The sequence below is a fragment of the Methylibium sp. Root1272 genome (assembly GCF_001425905.1).
Classification (GTDB): domain Bacteria; phylum Pseudomonadota; class Gammaproteobacteria; order Burkholderiales; family Burkholderiaceae_C; genus Methylibium.
The window spans coordinates 157,826-181,182 of the sequence record NZ_LMDY01000014.1 but is presented as its reverse complement, the minus strand read 5'-3'; the positions used below and the strand labels follow the sequence as shown (position 1 = coordinate 181,182).

Genomic DNA, 23,357 nt, shown 5'->3' with positions numbered 1-23,357 from the left:
GCACCATGAGTCGAACCCACGCGCCTTCCACCTACGGGCGGCTGTCCGTCACGATGCACTGGCTGATGCTCGCGCTGATCGCGCTGGCCTACCTGTGCATCGAACTGCGCGTGCTGTTCGAGCGCGGCACGCCAATGCGCGAGTTCTTGCGACACGCGCATTTCTCGATCGGTCTGACGGTGATGGTCCTGGTGCTGCTGCGCCTGTGGGGCCGATGGCGCGGCGGCACGCCGCCCATCGTGCCGGCGCCGCCACCCGCGCAGCGGCTGGCCGCGCACGCGGTGCACCTGCTGCTGTACGCCTTCATGATCGGCATGCCGCTGGTCGGCTGGCTGATGCTGAGCCTGCGTGGCGACCCGGTGCCGTTCTTCGGCATCGAGCTGCCGCCGTTGGCGGCCGAGAACAAGGACCTGGGCAAGTGGCTGCGCGGCTGGCACGGCGACGTGGGCCGCATCGCGTACGGCGTGATCGCGCTGCATGCAGGCGCCGCGCTGTTCCATCACTACCGTCTGCGCGACAACACGCTGCGCCGCATGCTGCCGGCGCGCTGAGTTCCTGACCGGTCGCGAGGCCGGGACAGGCTGACACAATCGCGGCACGATGCAACTGCCCGACTGGTCGCCCCTCCTGATCCTCGCGCTGCTGGCGCTCAATCTCGTGTTGCTGCTGTGGCTGGCGCTGCGCCGGCCGGACGACGCGCCGTTGCGCGAGCTCGGCGAACGGCTGCAGCAGACCGCCAAGGCCGACGCCGAGCGCCTGGAGCGCGAGCTGCGCGGCGAGGTGCAGCAGAGCGCGAGCGGCACCCGCCAGGAACTGGCGCAGGCCTTGACACTGTTCCAGCAGACGTTGCTGGCGCAGGGCGGCGACGTGGCGCGAACGCAGAACGAGCAGATCGATTCCTTCCGCACCCAGCTGGCGGCCACGCAGCAATCGCTGGCTGACACGCTGCGCACCAGCACGGGCGCGCTGACGCAGTCGTCGCTGGCGGCGCGCGAGGCCCAGGACGGCGCGTTGCGCCGCTTCGGCGAGACGCTGGGCGAGCAGCTCAAGGCGCTGTCGGACGCCAACGAGCGCCGCCTGGGCGAGGTGCGCAGCACCGTCGAGACGCGCCTGCTGGCGCTGCAGGCCGACAACGAGAAGAAGCTCGAGCAGATGCGCCAGACGGTCGACGAGAAGCTGCACGCGACGCTCGAGCAGCGCCTCGGCGAGAGCTTCAAGCAGGTGGCCGACCGGCTGGAACAGGTGCACCGCGGCCTGGGCGAGATGCAGGTGCTGGCGCGCGACGTGGGCTCGCTCAACCGCGTGCTGACCAACGTCAAGACGCGCGGCGTGTTCGGCGAGGTGCAGCTCGCCGGTCTGCTGGAGCAGGTGTTCACGCCCGAGCAGTATGGTGTCAACGTCGAGACGGTGCCCGGCAGCGGCGCGCGCGTCGAGTTCGCGGTCAAGTTCCCGGGCCGCCGCGACGACGACCTGCCGACCTGGTTGCCGATCGACGCGAAGTTCCCGCGTGAGGACTACGAGCGCCTGCTGGACGCTCAGGACCGGGCCGACGCGCCGGCGGCCGAGGCGGCCGCCAAGGCCATCGAGCAGCGGCTGCGGCTGGAGGCCCGCACGATCCGCGACAAGTACATCGCCGCGCCGCACACCACCGAGTTCGCGATCCTGTTCGTGCCCACCGAGGGTCTGTACGCCGAGGCCCTGCGCCGACCGGGCCTGCTGGAGGCGCTGCAGCGCGAGCACCGCGTCATGCTGGCCGGGCCGACCACGCTGCTGGCCACGCTGACCAGCCTGCAGATGGGCTTTCGCACACTGGCACTCGAGAAGCGCTCGGCCGAGGTGTGGGAGGTGCTGGGCGCCGTCAAGCTGGAGTTCGGCAAGTTCGGCGAGGTGCTCGCCAAGACCCGCAAGAAGCTCGACGAGGCCGCCAGCACCATCGACGCGGCGCAGACCCGCACGAACATGATGCAGCGCAAGCTGAAGTCGGTCGAGGCGCTGGACGAGACGCGGGCCCAGGCGCTGCTGCCGGGCGGCTTCGAGGCCACGGAGGACGAGGAGAGAGAGCCCGTCCCGCGCGACAGCCGTGGCTGAGGACGCGCCGGTTGCCGGTGGATCTCGCGCGCTGGCGCTGCGGCTGCTGCCGCTGATCGGCGGCCAGCTCTGCCTGCACGCCGCGATGACCGGTCTGCGCATGGCTGCGCCGCTGCTGGCACTGCACGAGGGCCACAGCGCGGCGGCTGTCGGCGGGCTGCTGGCCTTGTTCGCCGTCGCGCCCATCGCACTCGCCCTGCCGGCCGGGCGCATGGCCGACCGTCACGGCTACCACCGTCCGGTGCGCTGGGCCGTGGCGCTGGCCTTCGGCGGCGCGTTGCTGGCCGCGCTGGCGACGCTGTTGCCGGTCGGCTGGCACTACCCGGTGCTGTGTGCCGCAGCGATGCTGTGCGGTGGCGGCGCGAACTTCGGCCTGATCGCCATCCAGCGCACGGCCGGGCGGCTGGTCAGCGACCCGACCGGACTGAAGCGCGTGTTCAGCTGGCTCGGCCTGGCACCGGCGCTGAGCAACGTGGTCGGCCCGGTGATTGCCGGTGTGGTGATCGACACGGCCGGCTTCGGCGCCGCCTTCGCGGTGCTGGCCTTGCTGCCGCTCACGAGCCTGGTGTGGTCGCGCCGGGTTGCGCTGGAAGCTCCGCCGACCGCGGCCGCCACCGCACCGCGCAGCCACCGCGCTTCCTGGGAGCTGCTGATGGCGCCGCCGATGCGCCGGCTGCTGCTGGTGAACTGGCTGCTGTCGAGCAGCTGGGACGTGCACAGTTTCGTCGTGCCGGTGCTGGGCCACGAGCGCGGGCTCAGCGCGTCGGCCATCGGGCTGATCCTCGGTGCGTTCGCGCTCGCGGTGGCCGGCGTGCGCCTCGTGATCCCGCTGCTGGCGCACCGGCTGCGCGAGGGGGCGGTGCTGGCCGGGGCCATGCTGCTGACGGCCGCCGTGTTCGCCGTCTACCCGCTGGCGCACGCCGCGCCGGCGATGGGCGCGTGCGCGGTGGTGCTGGGCCTTGCGCTCGGCACGGTACAGCCGATGATCATGTCAACGCTGCACCAGATCACGCCGCAGGCGCGCCACGGCGAGGCGATCGCGCTGCGCTCGATGACCATCAACCTGTCGAGCGCGCTGATGCCGCTGGGCTTCGGCCTGGCCGGCGCCACGTTGGGTGCGGCCGGCGTGTTCTGGCTGATGAGCGCGATGGTCGGCGCGGGCGCGTGGCCGGCGCGCCGGCTGGCCGCGACCGGCTGATCCGCGGTCTTCTCAGCGCGGCACCGCGAAGACTGCGTCGTCGGTGGCGACGAACAGGCGGTCGTCATCGGCCGGCGTCACCGGGTGGCCGCCGGTGAAGGCGCCGAACGCCGGCAGCACGGTGCGGTGCGGGCCGACCACGAAGCAGGGCAGCCGCAGGCGCTCGCCACCCCAGCCCAGGTGATGCACCGGATGCAGATGGCCGCAGAACAGGTGCGGCCCGGCCGTCTCGCGCGGGTGATGGCCGAACGCGAAGGGGCCGAGATGCCAGGGCTCGTCCACGACCGCGAGACCCAGGTCGGCCGGCGGGTCGCCGGCGTGCGCATCGTGGTTGCCACGCACCAGCGTCAGCGCCAGGTCCCTGTGGCGCAGACGCCAGGCCCGCAGCGCCGCGAGCGTGGCGCCGGCGTGCGCGGCTCGTGCGTGCAGGAAGTCGCCGAGGAAGACGATGCCGCGCGCCGGCCGCGATGCCAGCAGCGCGTCCAGCGCCGCGAGGTTCTGCGAGGTCGTGCCACGCGGCACCGGCAGGCCGCCGGCGCGGAAGGCGGCGGCCTTGCCGAAGTGCACGTCGGCCACCATCAGCAACCGCTCGCGCGGCCACCAGACGGCGCGGGCGGGCAGCAGTTCCAGGGCTTCGCCGGCGATGTCGATCTGCATGGCCATCAGGGGGTGGCGGCTCGCTCGAGCTCGCGCAGCATCCGCGCGACGCGGTCCGTCAGCGCCTCGGTGCTGAGCGCCTCGCGCAGCCGCTCGACCATCAGAGGGAAGGCGAACGGGGTGGCGCGATGCAGCTCCACGAAGGCGAGGCGTCGTTGCGCCAGCTCGGTGAGCGTTTCGCGCAGCCGGCCGAGCTCTAGTTCCTGTTCCAGCACTTCGCGCTCGGCCTGGCCCAGCAGCAGGTTGCCGGCGTCGTGACGCTGGAACACGTCGAAGAACAGGCTCGACGACGCCTGCAACTGCCGTGCGCTGCGCGCCTGGCCCGGGTAGCCCTGGAACACCAGGCCGGCGACGCGGGCGATCTCGCGGAAGCGCCGGCGCGACAGCTCGGTGGCGTTCAGGCCGGCCAGCACGTCGTCCAGCAGCGTGTCGGTCGTCAGCAGGCGCTGCGCGGCCTCGGGCGTTGCGAGCAGAGCCGACCAGTCCACAGGCGTGGCGCACAGCAGCTCGAAGCCGTAGTCGTTGACGGCGATCGAGAAGCTCGCCGGCTGCTGCCTGCCGACGCGGTAGGCCAGCAGCGCGGCGAGTCCGACGTGCACGAGGCGGCCGGCGAAAGGGTAGAGGAACAGGTGCTGGCCCTCGCGGCTGCGCATCGACTCGGCCACCAGCACGTCGGCCGCCGGCAGCGCCGACCAGCGTGCCTGCAGTTCGAGCAGCGGGCGCAGCGCCCGCATCTCGGGGCCGGGGAAGCGGCCGCGCGCGGCCTGCTGCAGCCGCTCCAGCGCCGCGTGCGCCAGCTCGGACGACAGCGGCATCTGGCCGCCCTGCCAGCGCGGCACCGCGCCGCGCCGGCCGGTAGCGGGCCGCACGTAAGCGGTCATTTCGTGACCGCGCACGAACTCGAGCCGGCGGCCACCGAACAGAAAGTGATCGCCGCGACGCAGCCGCGCGATGAACGACTCCTCGATGCTGCCGAGCCGCGTGCCGTTCAGGAAGCGCACCTGCATCGCGGCGTCGGAGACGATGGTGCCGATGCCCATCCGGTGGCGGCGGCCGATCGACGCATCGGGCACGCGGTACACACCGTCGTCGTCGGGTAGCACACGCCGGTACTCGGGGTAGACGACCAGGCTCTGGCCGCCGCGGGCGACGAAGTCGAGCGCCCACTGCCACTCGGCGTCGGTCAGCGTGCGGTAGGCATCGGTGCGGCGCACTTCCGCCAGCAGGTCCGACGCGCGAAACCCGCCGCCGAGAGCGACGGTGACGAGGTGCTGCGCCAGCACGTCGAGCGGCTTGTCCGGCGCGCGCCGCGACTCGATGCGGCGCGCGGCGACCGCGCGGATCGCCGCGGCCGCCTCGAGCAGCTCGAGGCTGTGCGTCGGCACCAGCGTGAGCCGTGAGACCCGGCCGGGCGCGTGGCCGCTGCGGCCGGCGCGCTGCAGCAGCCGTGCGACGCCCTTCGGGCTGCCGATCTGCAGCACGCGCTCGACGGGCAGGAAGTCGACGCCCAGGTCCAGGCTGGAGGTGCTGACGACCGCCTTCAGCCGGCCCGACTTCAGACCCTCCTCGACCCAGCCGCGCAGTGCGGGATCGAGCGAGCCGTGGTGCAGCGCGAGCACGCCGGCCCAGTCGGGACGCGCATCGAGCAGCTTCTGGTACCAGATCTCGGCCTGCGAGCGGGTGTTGGTGAAGACCAGCGTGGTCGCGTGCCGGTCGATCTCGTCGATCACCGGCTGCAGCATCTCGATGCCGAGGTGGCCGCCCCAGGGGAAGCGCGACGGGTTCGACGGCACCAGGGTGTCGACCACCACGCGCTTGGGCAGACGGCCCTGCACCAGCACGCCCTGCGCGTCGGCGTCGCCGAGCAGCACCTGCCGCGCGCGCGGCAGGTTGCCGAGCGTGGCGGACAGGCCCCACACGACGAGGCGTGGCTGCCAGTGCCGCAGCCGCGCCAGCGCGAGCTGCGTCTGCACGCCGCGCTTGTTGCCCATCAGCTCGTGCCATTCGTCGACGATCACCATGTCGACGTGCCGCAGCCGCTGTGCCGCGTCGGCCTGGCTCAACATCAGCGACAGACTCTCTGGCGTCGTCACCAGGGCCGCGGGCGGCGATTTCGCTTGGCGCGCCCGTTCGGCGCTCGGCGTGTCGCCGGTGCGCAGGCCCACACGCCAGCTCGGCAGCAGTTCGGCGAGCGGTGCCTCGAGCGCGCGCTGGGTGTCGGCGGCGAGCGCGCGCATCGGCGTGAGCCACAGCACCCGCAGGTCGCGGCCGTCGTCGGCGCCCGAGGCCCGCTGCCGCAGCGCGCGGCCGAGGGCGGCGAACCAGACCGCATAGGTCTTGCCGGCGCCCGTGGTGGCATGCAGCAGGCCGCTGCGGCCGTGCGCAGCGGCCGCCCACACCCGGCGCTGGAACGCGAACGGCTGCCAGCCGCGTGCGGTGAACCAGTCGTCGAGTGCCGCCGCCGGCGGCGCGCGCCGGCTCATGCGAGCAGGCCCTTCAGCGTGGCGAGTGTGTCGGCCTCCTCGACCGGCTTGTCGGGGCGTGGCCGCAGGATGCGTGGGAAGCGCACCGCCACGCCGGCCTTGTGGCGCGTCGAGCGAGCGATGCCCTCGAAGCCGATCTCGAACACCAGCGTCGGCCGCACGCTGCGCACCGGCCCGAACTTCTCGATCGTCGTCTTGCGGATCACCGCGTCGACGCAGGCGATCTCGGCGTCGCTGAGGCCGGAGTAGGCCTTGGCGAACGGTACGAGACGGCGCTCGCCGGCGGTGCCGTCCGGCGCGTCGTCCCACACCGCGAAGGTGTAGTCGGTGTAGAGCGAGGCGCGCCGCCCATGGCCGGCCTGGGCGTAGACGAGCACCGCGTCGACGGCGTAGGGGTCGACCTTCCACTTCCACCACACGCCGACGTCCTTGGTGCGACCGACGCCGTAACGCGCCTCGCGTGCCTTCAACATCAGGCCCTCGACGCCGCGCTCGCGGGCGGTGTCGCGCAGGACGGCCAGAGCAGCCCAGTCGGGGGCCTGCACCTGCGGCGCGAGCTGCAACCCGGGGTCGGCGGTCGCGGCGATCAGTTGCTCGAGACGCGTGCGCCGCAGGTGCTGGGGCTCGCTGCGCCGGTCGGCACCCTCCTGCTCCAGCAGGTCGTAGGCGATCAGCACCGCCGGCAGCTCCTTCAGCAGGTGCGCTCCGAGGGTCTTGCGGCCGATGCGCCGCTGCAGGGCCGCGAACGGGGCGGGGCGGCCGTCCTGCCAGACCACGATCTCGCCGTCGAGCACCGTGCCGTCGGGCAGGGACAGAGCCGACAGCTCGGGGAAGCGGTCGGTGATCAGCTCTTCGCCGCGCGACCAGAGCCAGGATTGGCCGCCGCGCCGCACGAGCTGGGCACGGATGCCGTCGTACTTCCACTCGGCCTGCCAGTCGTCGAGTGCACCGAGCGACTGCGGCTCGGCCTGCAGCGGATGCGCCAGGAAGAAAGGGTAGGGCTGGCCGCCGGGCGAGGCGCCGCCGGGCGCCGCCTCCGACGCCAGCAGCGAGGCGTAGGCCTCGGCCGTCGGCTGCGCGCCCTTGTCGGTCCAGCCCATCAGCCGCTGGGCGACGAGCTTGGCGTCGAGGCCGGCGACCTGGGCCAGCGCGCGCGTGAGCAGGAGCCGCGAGACGCCGACGCGAAAGCCGCCGCCGATCAGCTTGCCGAGCAGGAAGCGCCCGGCGGTGTCGAGCTCGTCCCAGGCGTCGAACAGGGCCGTGCGCACCTGCTCGGGCGGCGCGCCACGCAAGGGGCCGATGCGCTCGCGCATCCACTCGTCGAGCCCCAGTGAGCTGTCGCGCACCGGGGGCGGAAGCACGAGCGAGATCGTCTCGGCCAGGTCGCCCACCGCCTCGTAGCAGGCGTCGAACAGCCAGGACGGCAGGCCGGCGCGCTCGGCGGCGAGCTGGCGCAGCAGTGCGGACGGCACCGCCTGTCGCGGCTTGCCGCCGGCCAGGAAATAGGCGGCCCAGGCGGCATGGCGGGCCGGCGCGGCACGGAAGTAGGCCGTCAGCGCCTCGAGCTTGCCGAGCGTCGAGGTCGTTGCGTCGAGGGCCGCATACAGGCCGGCGAACTCACGCACTGCCGGCTTCCTCGGGCGGCGGGGCCGGCGCGGCGGTCTCGTCTTCGTCGCCGTACTCGGTCTGGAAGGCGGCAGCGTCGAGGCCCTGCTCGCACAGCCAGCGGATCAGCGGGCCGGTCTCGCCGTGGGTCACCACGACGCGCCCGGCGCCGGTCGCCCCGATCGCCTCCAGCAAGGCCGGCCAGTCGGCGTGGTCGGACAATACGAAGCCTCGGTCGACGCCACGCCGCCGCCGCGTGCCGCGCAGGCGCATCCAGCCGCTCGCGAAGGCGTCGCGGTAGTCGCCGAAGCGCTTCAGCCACGGCGAGCCGGCTGCCGATGGTGGGGCCAGCACGAGCGCGCGCCGCACGTCGGCGGGGTCGCCGATCTGATCGACCGTGATCGTGGGCGGCAGCGCCACGCCGGCGGCGCGGTAGGCCTCGTTGAGTGTCTGCACCGCGCCGTGGCAGACGATGGGGCCGATCGAGGCGTCGACGCCGAGCAGCACGCGCTGCGCCTTGCCGAGGGCATAGCAATACAGCACGCTCGCGTGGCCCGCGTCGGCGTTGTCCCGCCACCAGCGGTCGACGCCGGCGAACACCTGCTCGGGCGGGTCCCAGCGGTAGATCGGCAGGCCGAAGGTCGACTCGGTGACGAAGGTGTCGCAGCGCAGCGGCTCGAACGGTGCGCAGCTGGCGTCCGGCGCGAGCTTGTAGTCGCCCGACACCACCCACACCTCGCCGCGGTGCTCGAGGCGCACCTGCGACGAGCCGAGCACGTGGCCGGCCGGGTGCAGCGACAGCGTCACGCCGTGGTGCGTGACGCGCTCGCCGTACTCGAGCGTGTCGAGGCTCACGTCGCCCAGCCGCGTGCGCACCAGCGTCGCTCCGGCCAGCGCTGCAAGGTAGCGGCCGTGTCCCGGGCGGGCGTGGTCGGCGTGCGCGTGGGTCAGCACGGCGCGTGCCACCGGCCGCCACGGATCGATGTAGAAGTCGCCGGCGGCGCAGTACAGCCCCTCCTTGCGCACGACGACCAGATCGCTCATGGCACCCCGAGGAAGGCCATGGCGGTGTGGCTCAGTAGATCAGCCGGTCCGGCCGGATGTCGCGCAGGATGGTGGTGGCGATCTCCTCGATCGACTTGTGGGTCGAGCTGAGCCAGGCGATGCCCTCGCGGCCCATCATCGACTCGGCTGCCGACACCTCGTGGCGGCAGTTCTCGAGCGAGGCGTACTTGCTGTTGGGGCGCCGCTCGTGGCGGATCTCGCGCAGTCGCTCGGGGGCGATGGTCAGGCCGAAGCACTTCTTCTTGTGCGGCAGCAGGGCCGAGGGCAGGGCACCGCGATCGAAGTCCTCGGGGATCAGCGGGTAGTTGGCCGCCTTGATGCCGTGCTGCATCGCCAGGTAGAGCGAGGTCGGTGTCTTGCCGGACCGGCTGACGCCGACCAGGATCACGTCGGCGATGTCGAGATTCTTCGACGACTGGCCGTCGTCGTGGGCGAGCGAGAAGTTGATCGCCTCGATGCGATCGGTGTACTCCTGGCTCTTGGAGATGTCGTCGAAGCGGCCGACGCGGTGGTTGGACTTGATGCCGAACTCGGCCTCCAGCGGCTCGACGAAGGTGCCCAGCATGTCCAGCACCAGGCAATGGGCGCTGCGGATGATGCTGCGCACCTCGGTGTCGATCAGTGTGATGAAGACGATCGGGCGCTTGCCCTCGCGCCCGGCGGTGTCGTTGATCTCGCGCACCACCTGGTAGGCCTTGTCGGGCGTGTCGATGAAGGGCCGACGCACGTGGCGGGGCTTGGCGGAGAACTGCGCCAGGATGGAGTTGCCGAAGGTCTCGGCGGTGATGCCGGTGCCGTCCGAAACGAAGAACACTGTGCGATTTGGCATGTCTGGGCCGCGCCGCGTCGCGGCTTTAGGGGGTGAGGGAAGAGAGGTTCGAGTCCTCTTGGAGCCGTACAATTAAACCAGTTTGCACCAGGCCCATCCCACCTGACCCCAGCCATGAGCCCCGCGCCGAGAACAAGACGAACAGGCGTGAGCGCGGCCGACTGGAGGCCTCAGCGGCCGCATGCGTGCGCCCCGGTTTCATCACATCACGGAGTTTTCCCATGTCCAGCTTTGATGCGACCGCCCTGGTCGTCCCGTTCGAACGACTGAGAATGACCGACGTCGACGCGGTTGGCGGCAAGAACGCCAGCCTCGGCGAGATGATCAGCCAGCTCGCTGCCTCCGGCGTGCGAGTGCCCGGCGGCTTTGCGACCACCGCACATGCCTTCCGGCAGTTCCTCAAGCACGGCGGTCTGGTCGACAAGATCAACGCGCGGCTTTCGGCGCTGGACACCGACGATGTGCGGGCACTGGCCGAAGCCGGTGCCGAGATCCGCGGTTGGGTCGAGGGCCAACCGTTTCCGGCCGACCTGCAGGACGCGATCGCGACCGAGTTCGCGCAGCTCACCGCCGGCAATCCCGGTGCATCGTTCGCGGTGCGCTCGTCGGCCACCGCCGAGGACCTGCCCGATGCCAGCTTCGCCGGCCAGCAGGAGACCTTCCTGAACGTCGTCGGCATCGAGGACGTGCTGCACAAGATGAAGGAGGTGTTCGCGAGCCTCTACAACGACCGGGCCATCAGCTACCGGGTGCACAAGGGCTTCGCGCACGCAGACGTGGCGCTGTCGGCCGGCGTGCAGCGCATGGTGCGCTCCGACCTCGGCTCGGCTGGCGTGGTGTTCACGATCGACACCGAGTCCGGTTTCAAGGACGTGGTCTTCATCACTTCCAGCTACGGCCTGGGCGAGACGGTGGTGCAGGGCGCCGTGAATCCGGACGAGTTCTACGTGCACAAGCCGGCGCTGAAGGCCGGCAAGCTGGCGGTCATCCGCCGCAACCTCGGCTCCAAACTGATCAAGATGGAGTTCGCGACGCCGCAGGAGAAGGCGGCGACCGGCAAGCTCGTCAGGACGGTGGACACCGCGACCGAGCAGCGAAATCGCTTCTCGCTGACCGACGCCGACGTGACCGAACTCGCCCGCTACGCGCTGATCATCGAGGAGCACTACGGCCGCGCGATGGACATCGAGTGGGGCAAGGACGGTGGCGACGGCCAGCTCTACATCCTGCAGGCCCGGCCGGAAACGGTGAAGAGCCAGGCCGAGGGCAAGGCCGAGCAGCGCTACAAGCTCAAGGGCTCGGGCACCGTGCTGGCCGAGGGCCGCGCGATCGGCCAGAAGATCGGGACCGGCCCGGTGCGCATCGTCCACAGCCTGTCCGAGATGGACCAGGTGCAGGCCGGCGACGTGCTCGTCACCGACATGACCGACCCGAACTGGGAGCCGGTGATGAAGCGTGCGAGCGCCATCGTCACCAACCGCGGCGGGCGCACCTGTCACGCGGCCATCATCGCGCGCGAGCTTGGCATCCCGGCCGTGGTGGGCTGCGGCGACGCGACCGAGACGCTGAAGGAAGGCGCGCTGGTCACCGTGGCCTGCTCCGAAGGCGACACCGGCTACATTTACGACGGCCTGCTGGAGACCGAGATCACCGACGTGCAGCGCGGCGAACTGCCGTACTGCCCGATCAAGATCATGATGAACGTCGGCAACCCGCAGCTGGCGTTCGACTTCGCGCAGATGCCGAACTCCGGCGTCGGTCTGGCGCGGCTCGAGTTCATCATCAACAACAACATCGGCGTGCACCCGAAGGCGATCCTCGACTATCCCAACGTGGATGCCGACCTGAAGAAGGCCGTCGAGAGCGTCGCGCGGGGCCATGCCTCGCCGCGCGCCTTCTACGTCGACAAGCTGACCGAGGGCATCGCGACGATTGCCGCGGCCTTCTGGCCCAAGCCGGTGATCGTGCGGCTGTCGGACTTCAAGTCCAACGAGTACAAGAAGCTGATCGGCGGCTCGCGCTACGAGCCCGAGGAAGAGAACCCGATGCTGGGCTTCCGTGGCGCCTCGCGCTACATCAGCGCCGAGTTCGGCGAGGCCTTCGCGATGGAATGCGAGGCGCTCAAGCGCGTGCGCAACGACATGGGCCTGACCAACGTCGAGATCATGGTGCCCTTCGTGCGCACGCTGAAGCAGGCCGAACGCGTGGTCGGCATGCTGGCTGAACAGGGCCTCAAGCGCGCCGCGGCCGGCGGCAGCGACGACCTGAAGGTCATCATGATGTGCGAGGTGCCGAGCAACGCCATCCTGGCCGAGCAATTCCTCGAGCACTTCGACGGCATGTCGATCGGCTCGAACGACCTGACCCAGCTCACGTTGGGACTGGACCGCGACTCGGGGCTCGAACTGCTGGCCGCCGACTTCGACGAGCGCGATCCGGCGGTCAAGGCGATGATCTCCCGCGCCATCGCGGCCTGCCGGGCCACCGGCAAGTACATCGGCATCTGCGGCCAGGGGCCGAGCGACCACCCCGACTTCGCCGACTGGCTGGCGGCCGAGGGCATCGTGTCGATCTCGCTGAACCCCGACACGGTGGTCGATACCTGGCAGCGACTAGCCAAGCGCTGAGTTCGACATTCGCAACCGCGGGGTCGTCCCCGACTCTCGAAACGGCCCCGATCGGGGCCGTTAGTCTTTGCGGGCGTCAAGGATCCGGGTAAGCCCGGACGGGGGATATCAGTAGTTCGTCAGGAAATGTCAGCCTAGCGTAAGGTGGATTTTCACAATGAAACCAACCGTTACGACATCCCATGCTGCTGCTCATCGCCTCGATCAAGCTCATTGCCGAGATCGCCCTCTGCGCATTGGCCGGGCGGTGGCTGCTCGGCGTCCTGGCGGGTGCCAAGCGTGAGCAGAATTTCTTCTATCAGCTCCTCAACGGCCTGACCCGCCCGTTCACGACTGCATTCCGGACCATCACGCCGAAGGTGGTGATAGATCGCCACATTCCCTTGCTGACCTTCGTCGCGCTCGGCTGGATCTGGGTGTTCATGGTGATCGAGAAGGTCAGTCTCTGCCGGGCGGTGCCGGGTCAGGGGCTGTGCCAGTGAGCGCGACGATACCGAGTCGCTCGGGGCGATGGCGACATCTGCTGATGAAGTGGCGCTCGCAGACGCTGCTGGTCGCAGGTCGGCAGAGACGGGCACTCGAGACGTTCGACGAGATGCTGGCGCTGTGGCCCGACGACGCGTACGCGCTTGCCAGTCGAGCTCACGTGCTGGCGCAATCCGGACAGGCCGATGCGGCGATGGCCGATTTCCGCCGGCTGATCGACGTGCAGCCCGAGCATGCCCATGCCTGGTTCAACCTTGGCTTCCTGCTGGAGCAGCAGGGCTCGCTCGACGAGGCAGAACACGCGTTTCGCAATGCGCTCCACCTGGAACCCAAGCTCGACCGAGCGTGGTACGGCCTGGGGCTGACGCTGATCCGTCAACACCGCTACGACGAGGCCGTCGCCGCGTTGAAGCGCAACACCGAACTGCAGCCCATGAGTCCGCACGGCTGGTATCAGCTTGCGCGGGTTCATGTCGATCGTCAGCAACCCGAAGAGGCGGTGAAGATCATTCGCCATCTCCAGGGATTCGAGCCCAAGGTGGCCGCTCAGCTCGAGCGGGAAACCGGACTGCTCGGCTCGCCGGCCGGCGGGCACTGAAGCCCGATCGATCCCGGCCAGGAGCAGCAGGCATCGCGTCGAAGAACGCGAGCAGCGGCGGTATCAGCAAGACCGGTGACCCCCCGACGGGGTCGGAGACAACAAGGACAGGAGCACAGCGATGCAGGTGACTGAACAGCAGCGGCTCTACTGGCAGAAGAACCTCAGGCTCACCGCGATCCTGCTGGCGATCTGGTTCGTAGTGACCTACGTGATGGCGTATTTCGCGCGAGAGCTCAGCTTCTCGTTCTTCGGCTGGCCCTTCAGCTTCTACATGGCGGCCCAGGGCTCACTGATCATCTACGTGATCATCATCTGGTACTACGCCAGGACGATGAATCGCCTCGATCAAGAACACGGCGTCGCCGAGGAGGACTGACATGGCTGGAATCACACCGAATGCGACTGCCGCGGGCAGCAGTCGCGCCGCCAATGCGGCCTTCAAGTCGCAACTGAACAAGGTCTACACCTGGTACACCGGCGGCTTCATTGCCTTCGTGATCGTGCTGGCTGTGCTCGAGCAGATGGGGCTGCCGCGCAGCTACATCGGCTTCATCTTCCTGCTGGCCACCGTGGCCCTGTATGCCGGCATCGGCATCATGAGCCGCACCACCGATGCGGCCGAATACTACGTGGCCGGCCGTCGCGTGCCAGCCATCTACAACGGCATGGCCACCGGCGCCGACTGGATGTCGGCCGCGTCCTTCATCGGCATGGCCGGTACGCTGTACCTCACCGGCTACGGTGGTCTCGCCTTCATCATGGGCTGGACCGGCGGCTACTGCCTGGTGGCGCTGTTCCTCGCACCCTATCTGCGCAAGTTCGGCCAGTTCACCATTCCAGATTTTCTGGGTGAACGCTATGGCGGCAATCTGGCCCGATTCATCGGCATCTTTGCCGCCATCCTGTGCTCGTTCACCTACGTGGTGGCGCAGATCTACGGCGTGGGGTTGATCACGGCGCGCCTGAGCGGGCTGGCGTTCGAGATCGGCGTGTTCGTCGGACTCGGCGGCATCCTGGTGTGCTCGTTCCTGGGCGGCATGCGCGCCGTCACCTGGACGCAGGTGGCGCAGTACATCATCCTGATCATTGCCTACCTCGTCCCGGTGGTGTGGCTGTCGGTGAAGCAGACGAGCGTGCCGGTGCCGCAGGCCATCTACGGCGCCCAACTGCAGAAGATCACCGCCAAGGAAGCCCAGCTCAAGGCCGATCCGAAGGAGCTGGAGGTCATCGCGGCCTTCAAGCAACGCGCAGAAGGCGCCGATGCCAAGCTGAAGGACGTGCCGGCCGCGATGGCGGCCGACAAGATGGCGGCCGAGCAGAAGCTCGCCGACCTGAAGGGCGCGAATGCGCCGCTGGCCGACGTGCAGGCTGCCGAGAAGGCGCTGGCCGCCTTGCCGGCGACGGAAGCCGACGCCAAGAAGGCTTATGCGGCCGCGAAGAGTGCGAACGAGGCACGTGCCAAGCCGCTGGCCGGCATGCCGCCCCATGCGCAACAGTACGCTGGCGACCCGAACGGCGACGAGAAGGCGCAGAAGACCTTCAACGAGTCGCGGCGCAACTTCCTGGCGCTGGTGTTCTGTCTGATGGTCGGTACGGCGGCGCTGCCGCACATCCTGATGCGCTACTACACCACGCCCTCGGTCAAGGAGGCGCGCGAGTCGGTGACCTGGTCGCTGTTCTTCATCTTCCTGCTGTATTTCACCGCGCCGGCCTTGGCCGTGCTGGTGAAATTCGAGGTGTTCAACAACGTCGTCGGCACGCCGTTCGACCAGTTGCCCGCCTGGATTGCCAACTGGGCGCGGGTCGATCCGACGCTGATGTCGGTCACCGACATCAACAAGGACGGCATCCTGCAGCTCGGCGAGATGAAGCTCGGCGGCGACATCATCGTGCTGGCGACGCCGGAGATCGGTGGGCTCCCGTATGTGGTATCGGGCATGGTGGCCGCGGGCGGTCTGGCCGCGGCGCTGTCGACCGCGGACGGCCTGTTGCTGACGATCGCCAACGCGCTGTCGCACGACCTGTACTACAAGATGATCGATCCGAACGCGTCGACCTCCCGTCGCGTGACGGTCTCGAAGATCCTCCTGCTGGTCGTGGCTCTGGCGGCGGCCTACGTGGCCTCGCAGAAACCCGCGGACATCCTGTTCCTGGTCTCGGCGGCGTTCTCGTTCGCGGCGGCGGGCTTCTTCCCGGCCCTGGTGCTTGGCATCTTCTGGAAGCGCGCTTCCAGCGCCGGTGCCGTGCTGGGCATGATCGCCGGCCTGGGGACGACCATGTACTACATGATCCACAACCAACCCTGGTTGCGCGGCGTGTTCGGCATCACCGAGCCCGTCAGCCTGTGGTTCGGCATCCTGCCGATCTCGGCGGCGACCTTCGGCGTGCCGATCGGTTTCGCAGTGATCATCATCGTGAGCCTGTTCACGCCAGCACCGAACAAGAAGGTGCAGGAGCTGATCGAGCATGTTCGCTACCCGAACCTGCGCGGCGACACGGTGAAGAGCCTCGGCACCTGACCCCCAGAGCGGCGCCGGCTCCGGCCGGCCCGCGACGGCGAGCGAGCGGCGCCCCGGTGACGGAGGGCCGCTTCTTTTTGTCCGGCTATAATCTTGGGCTTACCTTGCCGTACCCCTTGTTGACGCTAGGGGACGGCTTCCCCGCCGACCGATCACCGTGCCTGCACGGCCGCGAGGCGGACACCCACAAGGAGTACCGATGCGTCATTACGAAATCGTCCTGCTGATCCACCCGGATCAAAGCGAGCAGGTTCCGGCCATGCTGGAACGCTACAAGGGCCTGGTCACCGCTGCCGGTGGCAAGCTGCACCGTGTCGAGGATTGGGGGCGCCGCCAACTGGCCTACCTGATCAACAAGCTCGCGAAGGCGCACTACCTGTGCCTCAACATTGAGTGCAGCAAGGAGACGCTGCTCGAGCTCGAGACCGGCTTCAAGTTCAACGACGCCGTGCTGCGCCACCTCACCGTGGTCAAGAGCAAGGCCGAGACCGCGCCCTCGATCATGATGAAGGCCGTCGAGCGCGAGGAATCGCGCAAGGCGCCGCAGCCGCAGGAAGCCGCTGCCTGATTCCGGTGAAGCCCTGCCTGCCGCAGGCGCCTGCATGAACCGCGTGGTTCTTCAGGCGCAGCTGGTGGAGCGGGGCGTGATGCGCTACACGCCCGCCGGTTTGCCGGCACTCGACTTGAGCCTGAGGCACGAGTCGCAAGTGACGGAAGCCGGGCACCCGCGCCGGGTCTCTCTGGAGATCCGGGCCGTGGGGATCGGGGCGGTGGCCGAGCAGCTCGGCAAGCTGGCGGTGGGAGACACCGCCGGATTCGCCGGATTTCTCGGGTCCCACCGCAACGGCAAGGGCGTGCTGCTGCACATCACCGAATTCGACGCCCAGCCCGCTTCGCTTTGAGCAACCCGTTTCAGATTTCAGGAGTTCACTATGCCCCCGCCCCGTGGTAAAGGCCGTTTCGGCAAGGACAAGCGCCCGAAGCGCAACACCCAATCGCTGCTGTTCCGTCGCAAGCGCTTCTGCCGCTTCACGGTCACCGGCGTCACCGAGATCGACTACAAGGATGTCGACACGCTGCGCGACTTCATTGCCGAGAACGGCAAGATCACGCCCGCACGCCTGACCGGCACGCGTGCCTTCTTCCAGCGTCAGCTGTCGACCTGCATCAAGCGCGCCCGCTTCCTGGCCCTGCTGCCGTACAGCGACCAGCACAAGTCCTGAGGAGCCCGCCATGCAAATCATCCTGCTCGAGAAGGTGGCCAACCTCGGCAACCTCGGTGAGGTCGTCAAGGTCAAGGACGGCTACGCACGCAACTTCCTGATCCCCAGCGGTGCTGCACGCCGTGCCACCGAGTCGGCGGTCAAGGAATTCGAAGCCAAGCGCATCGAACTGGAAAAGGCCGCAGCTGCGAAGCTGGCCGCCTCCCAGGCCGAGGGCGAGAAGCTCAACGGCAAGGCCATCAGCATCACGCAGAAGGCCGGTGTCGACGGCCGTCTGTTCGGTTCGGTCACCAACCACGACATCGCCGAAGCGCTGGGCAAGGCCGGCTTCAAGGTCGTGAAGTCGCAGGTGCGCCTGCCCAACGGTCCGCTGAAGACCGTGGGCGAGCACCCGGTGACGGTGGCGCTGCACACCGACGTGGTGGTCGACGTGAACGTGACGGTGGTCGGCGAGACCGACTGAGTCTTCCGTTCCGCTCGCGACGAAGGCCGGCATTCGCCGGCCTTTGTTTTTGCGGCGGCGCTTGTACAGCGCCGCCCCCAGGCCACCCACCGGATTTCCACAGACTTGCCCACAACGGCGGGTCGGCGACCGGCATAAGATCGAACGATGTCAGCCATTTTCTCCGGGGGCGGCGCGCGCCCTGACGCCCGCGGCGACGACGAAGTCGCCCGCCTGCGCATCCCGCCGCAATCCATCGAGGCCGAGCAGAGCGTGCTGGGCGGCCTGCTGATCGACAACGGCGCCTGGGACCGGGCCGGCGACCTGCTGAGCGACGGCGATTTCTACCGCCATGAGCATCAGTTGATCTACGGCGCCATCGGCAAGCTGATCAACGCGAGTAAGCCGGCCGACGTGATCACCGTCTACGAGCAGTTGCAGTCGCTCGGCAAGGCCGAGGAGGTGGGTGGGCTGGCCTACTTGAACCAGCTCGCGCAGAGCGTGCCGAGCGCGGCCAACCTGCGCCGCTATGCCGAGATCGTGCGCGAGCGCAAGATCCTGCGCGATCTGGTCGCTACCAGCGACGAGATCGCCACCAACGCCTTCAACCCGCGTGGTCGCGCGGTCTCGGAGATCCTCGACGAGGCCGAAGGCAAGATCTTCAAGATCGGCGAGGCCGGCTCGCGCACCAAGCAGGGCTTCCAGGGCATGGACACCCTGGTCGTGCAACTGATCGACCGCGTGACCGAACTGGCCGAGAACGGTGCCGAGGAAGTGACCGGCGTGCGCACCGGCTTCTACGACCTCGACCGCATGACCGCCGGCCTGCAGCCGGGCGACCTGATCGTGCTGGCGGCGCGCCCGTCGATGGGCAAGACCGCGTTCGCGCTCAACATCGGCGAGCACGTTGCGGTGCAGGAAGGCCTGCCGGTGGTGGTGTTCTCGATGGAAATGGGCGCCTCGCAGTTGGCGCTGCGGATGGTGGGCTCGCTCGGCCGCATCGACCAGTCGGGGTTGCGCACCGGCCGGCTGCGCGACGATGAGTGGGGGCGCCTGACCGAGGCGGTCGACAAGCTCGGCAAGGCCAGCGTCTTCATCGACGAGAGCGCGGCACTGACGCCTAGCGAGCTGCGTGCCCGCGCCCGGCGTCAGGCGCGCCAGTGCGGCCAGCTCGGCCTGATCGTGGTCGACTACCTGCAGCTGATGAGCGGCTCCAGTTCGAGCGAGGAGAACCGCGCCACCGTGATCGGCGAGATCTCGCGCGGTCTGAAGTCGCTGGCCAAGGAACTGAAGTGCCCGGTGATTGCGCTGTCGCAGCTCAACCGCAGCGTCGAGACGCGCACCGACAAGCGGCCGATGATGAGCGACCTGCGCGAGTCGGGCGCGATCGAGCAGGACGCCGACGTCATCATGTTCATCTACCGCGACGAGTACTACAACAAGGACACCAAGGAGCCGGGCGTCGCCGAGATCATCATCGGCAAGCAGCGTAACGGCCCGGTCGGTACGGTGAAGCTCACCTTCCTGAAGCCGCTGACCAAGTTCGACAACCTTGCGCCGGGCAGCAGCGGCAGCGACTACTGACGCCCGGCAGGGTCTCCGGGCGGCGGCTTGACAGTCGCTTCCATGTACATACACTGTCCATGGACAGGGGCGATGGGCCCCGATCGGAGTGACGACATGGCCGCAGCCGTCGAACGCATCGTGGTGCAAGCCACTTCTCAGGACAAGAAGGCGATCGCCGCCAAGGCGAAACGCCTGGACCTGCCCGTGTCGGAACTGATGCGCCGCGGCGCCTTCGCCTACGAGGCCAAGGAGGCGGACCAGGAGCTGGGAGTGCTGGCCGATGCCGCGCGCGATGCCGCCGATCGCGCCGGCGCCGCCATCGACGATGCGCTGAGCTTCATCGACGCGAGCAACAAGCGCATCGCCGCGATGGAGGCGAAGGCGGCCCGACTGCCGAAGTCCGCCTCCGGCCGGACGGCGGTGCGCAAGGCCGCCTGATGGGCGTCACCGACCGCGTCTGGGGCGCGCTCACCTCGATGATCAAGCTCGAGGACAAGGTCAACCGGCAGTCCGACGCGATGAAACTGCAGCAGCAGAAGATCGAGGATCTGACGGGCCGCGTGATCCGGCTCGAAGCCCAGCTGGAACTGCTGACCACGGCTGCGGTCGTGAAGCGACTCAAGAGCGAGTAGCGGAGAAGGCGCCGGGGGCGGGGCGCTTTCACCGGTCAGTGAAAGTCCCGCGAACTCGTCGCCAGCCGGCCCAGCCAGGGCGTCATGTCGACCAGCCGTCGCGCCAGCAGGTGCATCACGCCCTCCGGCGAGCGCTGCCATTCCCCGGCCACGGCCAGCAGGCGTGAAGCCAGCAGCGCCTGGCGGAACCGCTCGCGCACGCCCTTCCAGACGATCACGTTGACCGAGCCGGTCTCGTCCTCCAGCGTGACGAAGATCGTGCCCTTGGCGGTCTCGGGCTGCTGGCGGCCGACGACGATGCCGCAGGCCCAGACGCGGCTGCCATCCTTCAGGGCGCCGAGCTCCCGCGCATTGCGCCAGCCGCGTTGCGCGAGCCGCGGGCGCAGCAGCGCCAGCGGATGGCGACGCAGCGTGAGTTGGAGGCTGGCGTAGTCGAGCGTGATCTCCTCGGCCTCGGGCGGCGCCGGAAGGGCGAGCGGGTCCTCGCGATGCGGTGCATCGGCGAGCAGGGCGGTGCGGCGGGGCTGGCCGCTCGCCTGCCAGGCCTGCTGCCGGCGGTGGCCGGCCAGGCCTTGCAGCGCGTCGGCGCGGGCCAGCACCTGCAGCGCCTGGGGATCGAGCCCGGCGCGCCGCGCCAGGTCGTCGAGGCTGGCGAAGGCCGCCGCATGACGGGCGGCCACGATGCGGTCGGCGGCGGCCTTGCTGAAGCCGGAGACGAGGCGCAGCCCCAGGCGCACGGCGGGCTGTGGCCGCCGTGCGTCGGAGGGCATGCTGCCGGGTGACGCCGCTTCGAGCGTGCAGTCCCAGCCGCTATGGCCCACGTCGACCGGACGCACCTCGACCGCGTGGCGCCGTGCGTCCTGCACCAGCTGCGACGGTGCGTAGAAGCCCATCGGCTGCGAGTTCAGCAGCGCGGCCAGGAAGATCGCCGGCTCGTGGCACTTGAGCCAGGCGCTCAGGTAGGCCAGCAGCGCGAAGCTGTAGGCATGGCTCTCCGGGAAGCCGTAGTCGCCGAAGCCCTTGATCTGCTCGAAGATGCGCTCGGCGAACTCGCGGTCGTAGTTCTTTGCCACCATGCGATCGACGATGCGCTGGTGGAAGTGCTGCAAGCCGCCCTTGCGTTTCCAGGCCGCCATCGCACGGCGCAGCTCGTCGGCATCGCCGCCGCTGAAATCGGCTGCGATCATGCAGATCTGCATCACCTGTTCCTGGAAGATCGGGATGCCCAGCGTGCGCTCGAGCGCCTTCTCGAGGGCCGGATAGACGGGGGGCGGGCGCAGGCCCTGGCGCTGCAGCTCGCGCTGCTTCAGGTAGGGGTGCACCATGCCGCCGCTGATCGGGCCCGGCCGCACGATCGCGACCTGGACCACCAGATCGTAGAACTCGCGGGGCTTCAGCCGGGGCAGCATGCTCTGCTGGGCTCGGCTCTCGATCTGGAACACGCCCACGGTGTCGGCCTTCTGGATCATTTCGTAGGTGGCGATGTCCTCGCGCGGGATGTCCTGCATCTGCCATGACGGGGGTGCAGGCGCGCCGCCGTTGGCGCCGGGCGGCGGGCCGCGCCAGTCGGTGAGCAGCGCGAGCGCGCGCTTGAGCGCGCTCAGCATGCCCAGCGCCAGCACGTCGACCTTGAGCAGCCCCAGCGACTCGAGGTCGTCCTTGTCCCACTGGATCACGCGGCGGTCCTTCATCGCGGCGTTCTCGATCGGCACCATGCGCGACAGCTCGTCGCGCGCGATGACGAAACCGCCGACATGCTGCGACAAATGCCGCGGGAAGCCGATCAGCGTGGAACTCAGCTCCAGCCACTGCCGGGTGACCGGGGCGTCCAGGTCGAAGCCGGCTTCGCTCAGGCGAGCGGGCAGTGCCTCGCGCCCATCGAACCACTGGTGGCTCTTCGCGAGACGGGCGATGCGCTGCTCGTCCAGCCCCAGCGCCTTGCCGACCTCGCGCACCGCGCCGCGCACGCGGTAGGTCGCCAGTGCGGCGGCGAGCGCGGTGCGGTGCGTGCCGTACTTGCCGTAGATGTACTGGATGACTTCCTCGCGCCGCTCGTGCTCGAAGTCGACGTCGATGTCGGGGGCCTCGTTGCGCTCCTCGCTGATGAAGCGCTCGAACAGCAGCGTGGTCTGCGTCGGGTCGACCTCGGTGATGCCCAGGCAGTAGCAGACCGCCGAATTGGCGGCCGAGCCGCGACCCTGGCACAGGATGCCCCGGGAACGGGCGAACGTCACCACGTCGAAGACGGTGAGGAAGAAGGCCTCGTAGCGTTTCTGGAAGATCAACGTGAACTCGCGTTCGATCTGCTCCTTCACCGTGTCGGGCACCACGCCGGAATAGCGCTTGCGTGCGCCGTCCTCGGTCATGCGCCGCAGGTGGCTGGCCGCCGTCTCGCCGGCCGGCACGATCTCGTCCGGGTACTCGTACTTCAGCTGCTCCAGCGAGAAGTCGCAGGCCCGTGCGAGGTCCACGCTGCGCTGCAGCCACTCGGGACGGCAGAGCCGCGCCAGCGCCAGCCGCGAGCGCAGGTGCTGCTCGGCGTTGCGCATCAGCGCGTAGCCGCAGTCGGCGACGCGGCGCTTCAGGCGGATCGCGGTCAGCGTGTCCTGCAGCGGCTTGCGCGAGCGCACGTGCATCAGCACGTCGCCCGCCGCCGCCAGTGGCAGGCCGGAGGCGGCCGACACCTCGAGCAGGCGTTCGATGAAGGACTCGTCGTCGGCCCAGCGCAGCAGCTCGATCGCGATCGAGGCGCGCTCGCCGCAGCGGCCCGCCAGCCAGCGGGCCTGCGCGAGCAGGGTGCCGTGGTCCTCTTCGCGGCGCGGGATCAGCAGCGCCAGGCAGTCGGGTACGCCGGCGGCACGGCCCTGGCCGGCCAGCGGCGCATCGAGGTCGTCGACGCTCAGCTGGTAGTGACCCTTGGCGCTGCGGCCGCGGCCGAGCGTGATCAGACCGCAGAGCTGGGCGTAGCCCTCGCGGTTCTTCGCCAGCAGCACCAGGCGGCAGCCGGGCGCGGTGGATGAGGCGGCGAGCGTGAACTCGCTGCCGATGATCAGGGCCGGCAGCGACGGGTCGCCGTTCTCGCGCAGCCGCTTCAGCGCCGCATGCGCCCGCACCACGCCGGCCACCGAGCACTCGTCGGTGATCGCGATCGCCGCGTAGCCGAGCTGGGCGGCGCGCTCCACCAGCTCCTGCGGGTGCGAGGCGCCGGTCAGGAAGCTGAAGTTCGAGCGGCAATGCAGCTCCGCGTAGGCCGGCAGCCCCGGTCGTGTCCAGTGCAGCGGCGGTGGCGGGGGCGACGCCGGCTGCGGCGTCTTGGGATGGGCCGGCTGCGGCATC

The 23,357-nt window shown here is 69.4% G+C and carries 21 protein-coding genes; 15 read left to right on the top strand and 6 right to left on the bottom strand.

The window, feature by feature from the left end:
• The first annotated feature begins 5 nt into the window (after positions 1-5).
• The 3 genes from ASC67_RS13335 to ASC67_RS13325 are packed head-to-tail and all read left to right on the top strand — an operon-like array spanning position 6 to position 3,286.
• Positions 6-551, top strand: coding sequence for a cytochrome b (locus ASC67_RS13335; RefSeq protein WP_056321502.1), 546 nt, complete (start codon positions 6-8; stop codon positions 549-551).
• A 49-nt stretch (positions 552-600) separates the two neighbouring features.
• On the top strand, positions 601-2,088 hold the full coding sequence (rmuC, locus tag ASC67_RS13330; protein ID WP_056321499.1) for a DNA recombination protein RmuC: 1,488 nt from the start codon (positions 601-603) through the stop codon (positions 2,086-2,088).
• Positions 2,081-3,286: an MFS transporter gene (locus ASC67_RS13325; RefSeq protein ID WP_082536013.1), complete on the top strand. Its 1,206-nt coding sequence runs from the start codon at positions 2,081-2,083 to the stop codon at positions 3,284-3,286. The genes rmuC and ASC67_RS13325 overlap by 8 nt, the downstream gene beginning before the upstream one ends.
• Before the next feature lie 12 nt (positions 3,287-3,298).
• Here ASC67_RS13325 and pdeM read toward each other — a convergent pair whose 3' ends face one another.
• The 5 genes from pdeM to ASC67_RS13300 are packed head-to-tail and all read right to left on the bottom strand — an operon-like array spanning position 3,299 to position 9,925.
• Positions 3,299-3,943: a ligase-associated DNA damage response endonuclease PdeM gene (gene pdeM, locus ASC67_RS13320; protein WP_056322147.1), complete on the bottom strand. Its 645-nt coding sequence runs from the start codon at positions 3,941-3,943 to the stop codon at positions 3,299-3,301.
• Positions 3,944-3,948: 5 nt separating this feature from the next.
• Positions 3,949-6,426, bottom strand: a complete 2,478-nt coding sequence (locus ASC67_RS13315) for a ligase-associated DNA damage response DEXH box helicase (protein ID WP_056321495.1) — start codon at positions 6,424-6,426, stop codon at positions 3,949-3,951.
• Complete coding sequence (locus ASC67_RS13310; RefSeq protein ID WP_056321491.1) at positions 6,423-8,051, bottom strand: ATP-dependent DNA ligase; 1,629 nt, start codon at positions 8,049-8,051, stop codon at positions 6,423-6,425. The genes ASC67_RS13315 and ASC67_RS13310 overlap by 4 nt, the downstream gene beginning before the upstream one ends.
• On the bottom strand, positions 8,044-9,075 hold the full coding sequence (locus ASC67_RS13305; RefSeq protein WP_056321488.1) for a ligase-associated DNA damage response exonuclease: 1,032 nt from the start codon (positions 9,073-9,075) through the stop codon (positions 8,044-8,046). The genes ASC67_RS13310 and ASC67_RS13305 overlap by 8 nt, the downstream gene beginning before the upstream one ends.
• Positions 9,076-9,106: 31 nt before the next feature.
• The gene (locus ASC67_RS13300; protein WP_056321483.1) at positions 9,107-9,925 is read right to left on the bottom strand and encodes a pyruvate, water dikinase regulatory protein; all 819 of its coding nucleotides are present in this window, start codon (positions 9,923-9,925) and stop codon (positions 9,107-9,109) included.
• Positions 9,926-10,146: 221 nt separating this feature from the next.
• On the opposite strand from ASC67_RS13300, the gene ppsA reads away from it, so the two are divergent.
• From ppsA to ASC67_RS13240, 12 genes are all read left to right on the top strand, one after another.
• The gene (gene ppsA, locus ASC67_RS13295) at positions 10,147-12,552 is read left to right on the top strand and encodes a phosphoenolpyruvate synthase (protein ID WP_056321478.1); all 2,406 of its coding nucleotides are present in this window, start codon (positions 10,147-10,149) and stop codon (positions 12,550-12,552) included.
• A 182-nt stretch (positions 12,553-12,734) separates the two neighbouring features.
• The gene (locus ASC67_RS13290) at positions 12,735-13,034 is read left to right on the top strand and encodes a hypothetical protein (protein ID WP_056321475.1); all 300 of its coding nucleotides are present in this window, start codon (positions 12,735-12,737) and stop codon (positions 13,032-13,034) included.
• A 44-nt stretch (positions 13,035-13,078) separates the two neighbouring features.
• Positions 13,079-13,636, top strand: a complete 558-nt coding sequence (locus ASC67_RS13285; protein WP_056321470.1) for a tetratricopeptide repeat protein — start codon at positions 13,079-13,081, stop codon at positions 13,634-13,636.
• 121 nt (positions 13,637-13,757) lie between these two features.
• On the top strand, positions 13,758-14,015 hold the full coding sequence (locus ASC67_RS13280; protein ID WP_056321465.1) for a DUF4212 domain-containing protein: 258 nt from the start codon (positions 13,758-13,760) through the stop codon (positions 14,013-14,015).
• A gap of 1 nt (position 14,016) precedes the next feature.
• The gene (locus tag ASC67_RS13275; RefSeq protein ID WP_056321461.1) at positions 14,017-16,158 is read left to right on the top strand and encodes a sodium:solute symporter family protein; all 2,142 of its coding nucleotides are present in this window, start codon (positions 14,017-14,019) and stop codon (positions 16,156-16,158) included.
• Between the two features lie 199 nt (positions 16,159-16,357).
• On the top strand, positions 16,358-16,726 hold the full coding sequence (gene rpsF, locus ASC67_RS13270) for a 30S ribosomal protein S6 (RefSeq protein WP_056321455.1): 369 nt from the start codon (positions 16,358-16,360) through the stop codon (positions 16,724-16,726).
• A 34-nt stretch (positions 16,727-16,760) separates the two neighbouring features.
• Positions 16,761-17,060: a primosomal replication protein N gene (gene priB, locus ASC67_RS13265; protein ID WP_036231689.1), complete on the top strand. Its 300-nt coding sequence runs from the start codon at positions 16,761-16,763 to the stop codon at positions 17,058-17,060.
• A gap of 30 nt (positions 17,061-17,090) precedes the next feature.
• Complete coding sequence (gene rpsR / locus ASC67_RS13260; RefSeq protein ID WP_011829127.1) at positions 17,091-17,381, top strand: 30S ribosomal protein S18; 291 nt, start codon at positions 17,091-17,093, stop codon at positions 17,379-17,381.
• Positions 17,382-17,391: 10 nt separating this feature from the next.
• Positions 17,392-17,844, top strand: coding sequence for a 50S ribosomal protein L9 (rplI, locus tag ASC67_RS13255; protein ID WP_056321451.1), 453 nt, complete (start codon positions 17,392-17,394; stop codon positions 17,842-17,844).
• Between the two features lie 147 nt (positions 17,845-17,991).
• Positions 17,992-19,407, top strand: a complete 1,416-nt coding sequence (gene dnaB, locus ASC67_RS13250; protein ID WP_056321448.1) for a replicative DNA helicase — start codon at positions 17,992-17,994, stop codon at positions 19,405-19,407.
• Between the two features lie 96 nt (positions 19,408-19,503).
• Positions 19,504-19,827: a hypothetical protein gene (locus ASC67_RS13245; protein ID WP_056321445.1), complete on the top strand. Its 324-nt coding sequence runs from the start codon at positions 19,504-19,506 to the stop codon at positions 19,825-19,827.
• Positions 19,827-20,021 (top strand): hypothetical protein, encoded by a 195-nt coding sequence (locus ASC67_RS13240; RefSeq protein WP_056321442.1) that lies wholly within the window; start codon positions 19,827-19,829, stop codon positions 20,019-20,021. Before ASC67_RS13245 ends, ASC67_RS13240 begins: the two co-directional genes overlap by 1 nt.
• A 35-nt stretch (positions 20,022-20,056) precedes the next feature.
• Here ASC67_RS13240 and ASC67_RS13235 read toward each other — a convergent pair whose 3' ends face one another.
• Entirely contained in the window at positions 20,057-23,356 is a 3,300-nt protein-coding gene (locus ASC67_RS13235; protein WP_082536012.1) for an error-prone DNA polymerase, read from the bottom strand.
• Position 23,357 lies beyond the last annotated feature (1 nt).

Bases quoted from the DNA above. Each gene is read 5' to 3' on its own strand.
- ASC67_RS13335 (WP_056321502.1), top strand. From the start codon at position 6: ATGAGTCGAACCCACGCGCCTTCCACCTACGGGCGGCTGTCCGTCACG.
- rmuC (WP_056321499.1), top strand. From the start codon at position 601: ATGCAACTGCCCGACTGGTCGCCCCTCCTGATCCTCGCGCTGCTGGCG.
- pdeM (WP_056322147.1), bottom strand. From the start codon at position 3,943: ATGCAGATCGACATCGCCGGCGAAGCCCTGGAACTGCTGCCCGCCCGC.
- ASC67_RS13315 (WP_056321495.1), bottom strand. From the start codon at position 6,426: ATGAGCCGGCGCGCGCCGCCGGCGGCGGCACTCGACGACTGGTTCACC.
- ASC67_RS13305 (WP_056321488.1), bottom strand. From the start codon at position 9,075: ATGAGCGATCTGGTCGTCGTGCGCAAGGAGGGGCTGTACTGCGCCGCC.
- ASC67_RS13300 (WP_056321483.1), bottom strand. From the start codon at position 9,925: ATGCCAAATCGCACAGTGTTCTTCGTTTCGGACGGCACCGGCATCACC.
- ppsA (WP_056321478.1), top strand. From the start codon at position 10,147: ATGTCCAGCTTTGATGCGACCGCCCTGGTCGTCCCGTTCGAACGACTG.
- ASC67_RS13290 (WP_056321475.1), top strand. From the start codon at position 12,735: ATGCTGCTGCTCATCGCCTCGATCAAGCTCATTGCCGAGATCGCCCTC.
- ASC67_RS13285 (WP_056321470.1), top strand. From the start codon at position 13,079: ATGAAGTGGCGCTCGCAGACGCTGCTGGTCGCAGGTCGGCAGAGACGG.
- ASC67_RS13280 (WP_056321465.1), top strand. From the start codon at position 13,758: ATGCAGGTGACTGAACAGCAGCGGCTCTACTGGCAGAAGAACCTCAGG.
- ASC67_RS13275 (WP_056321461.1), top strand. From the start codon at position 14,017: ATGGCTGGAATCACACCGAATGCGACTGCCGCGGGCAGCAGTCGCGCC.
- rpsF (WP_056321455.1), top strand. From the start codon at position 16,358: ATGCGTCATTACGAAATCGTCCTGCTGATCCACCCGGATCAAAGCGAG.
- priB (WP_036231689.1), top strand. From the start codon at position 16,761: ATGAACCGCGTGGTTCTTCAGGCGCAGCTGGTGGAGCGGGGCGTGATG.
- rpsR (WP_011829127.1), top strand. From the start codon at position 17,091: ATGCCCCCGCCCCGTGGTAAAGGCCGTTTCGGCAAGGACAAGCGCCCG.
- rplI (WP_056321451.1), top strand. From the start codon at position 17,392: ATGCAAATCATCCTGCTCGAGAAGGTGGCCAACCTCGGCAACCTCGGT.
- dnaB (WP_056321448.1), top strand. From the start codon at position 17,992: ATGTCAGCCATTTTCTCCGGGGGCGGCGCGCGCCCTGACGCCCGCGGC.
- ASC67_RS13245 (WP_056321445.1), top strand. From the start codon at position 19,504: ATGGCCGCAGCCGTCGAACGCATCGTGGTGCAAGCCACTTCTCAGGAC.
- ASC67_RS13240 (WP_056321442.1), top strand. From the start codon at position 19,827: ATGGGCGTCACCGACCGCGTCTGGGGCGCGCTCACCTCGATGATCAAG.
- ASC67_RS13235 (WP_082536012.1), bottom strand. From the start codon at position 23,356: ATGCCGCAGCCGGCCCATCCCAAGACGCCGCAGCCGGCGTCGCCCCCG.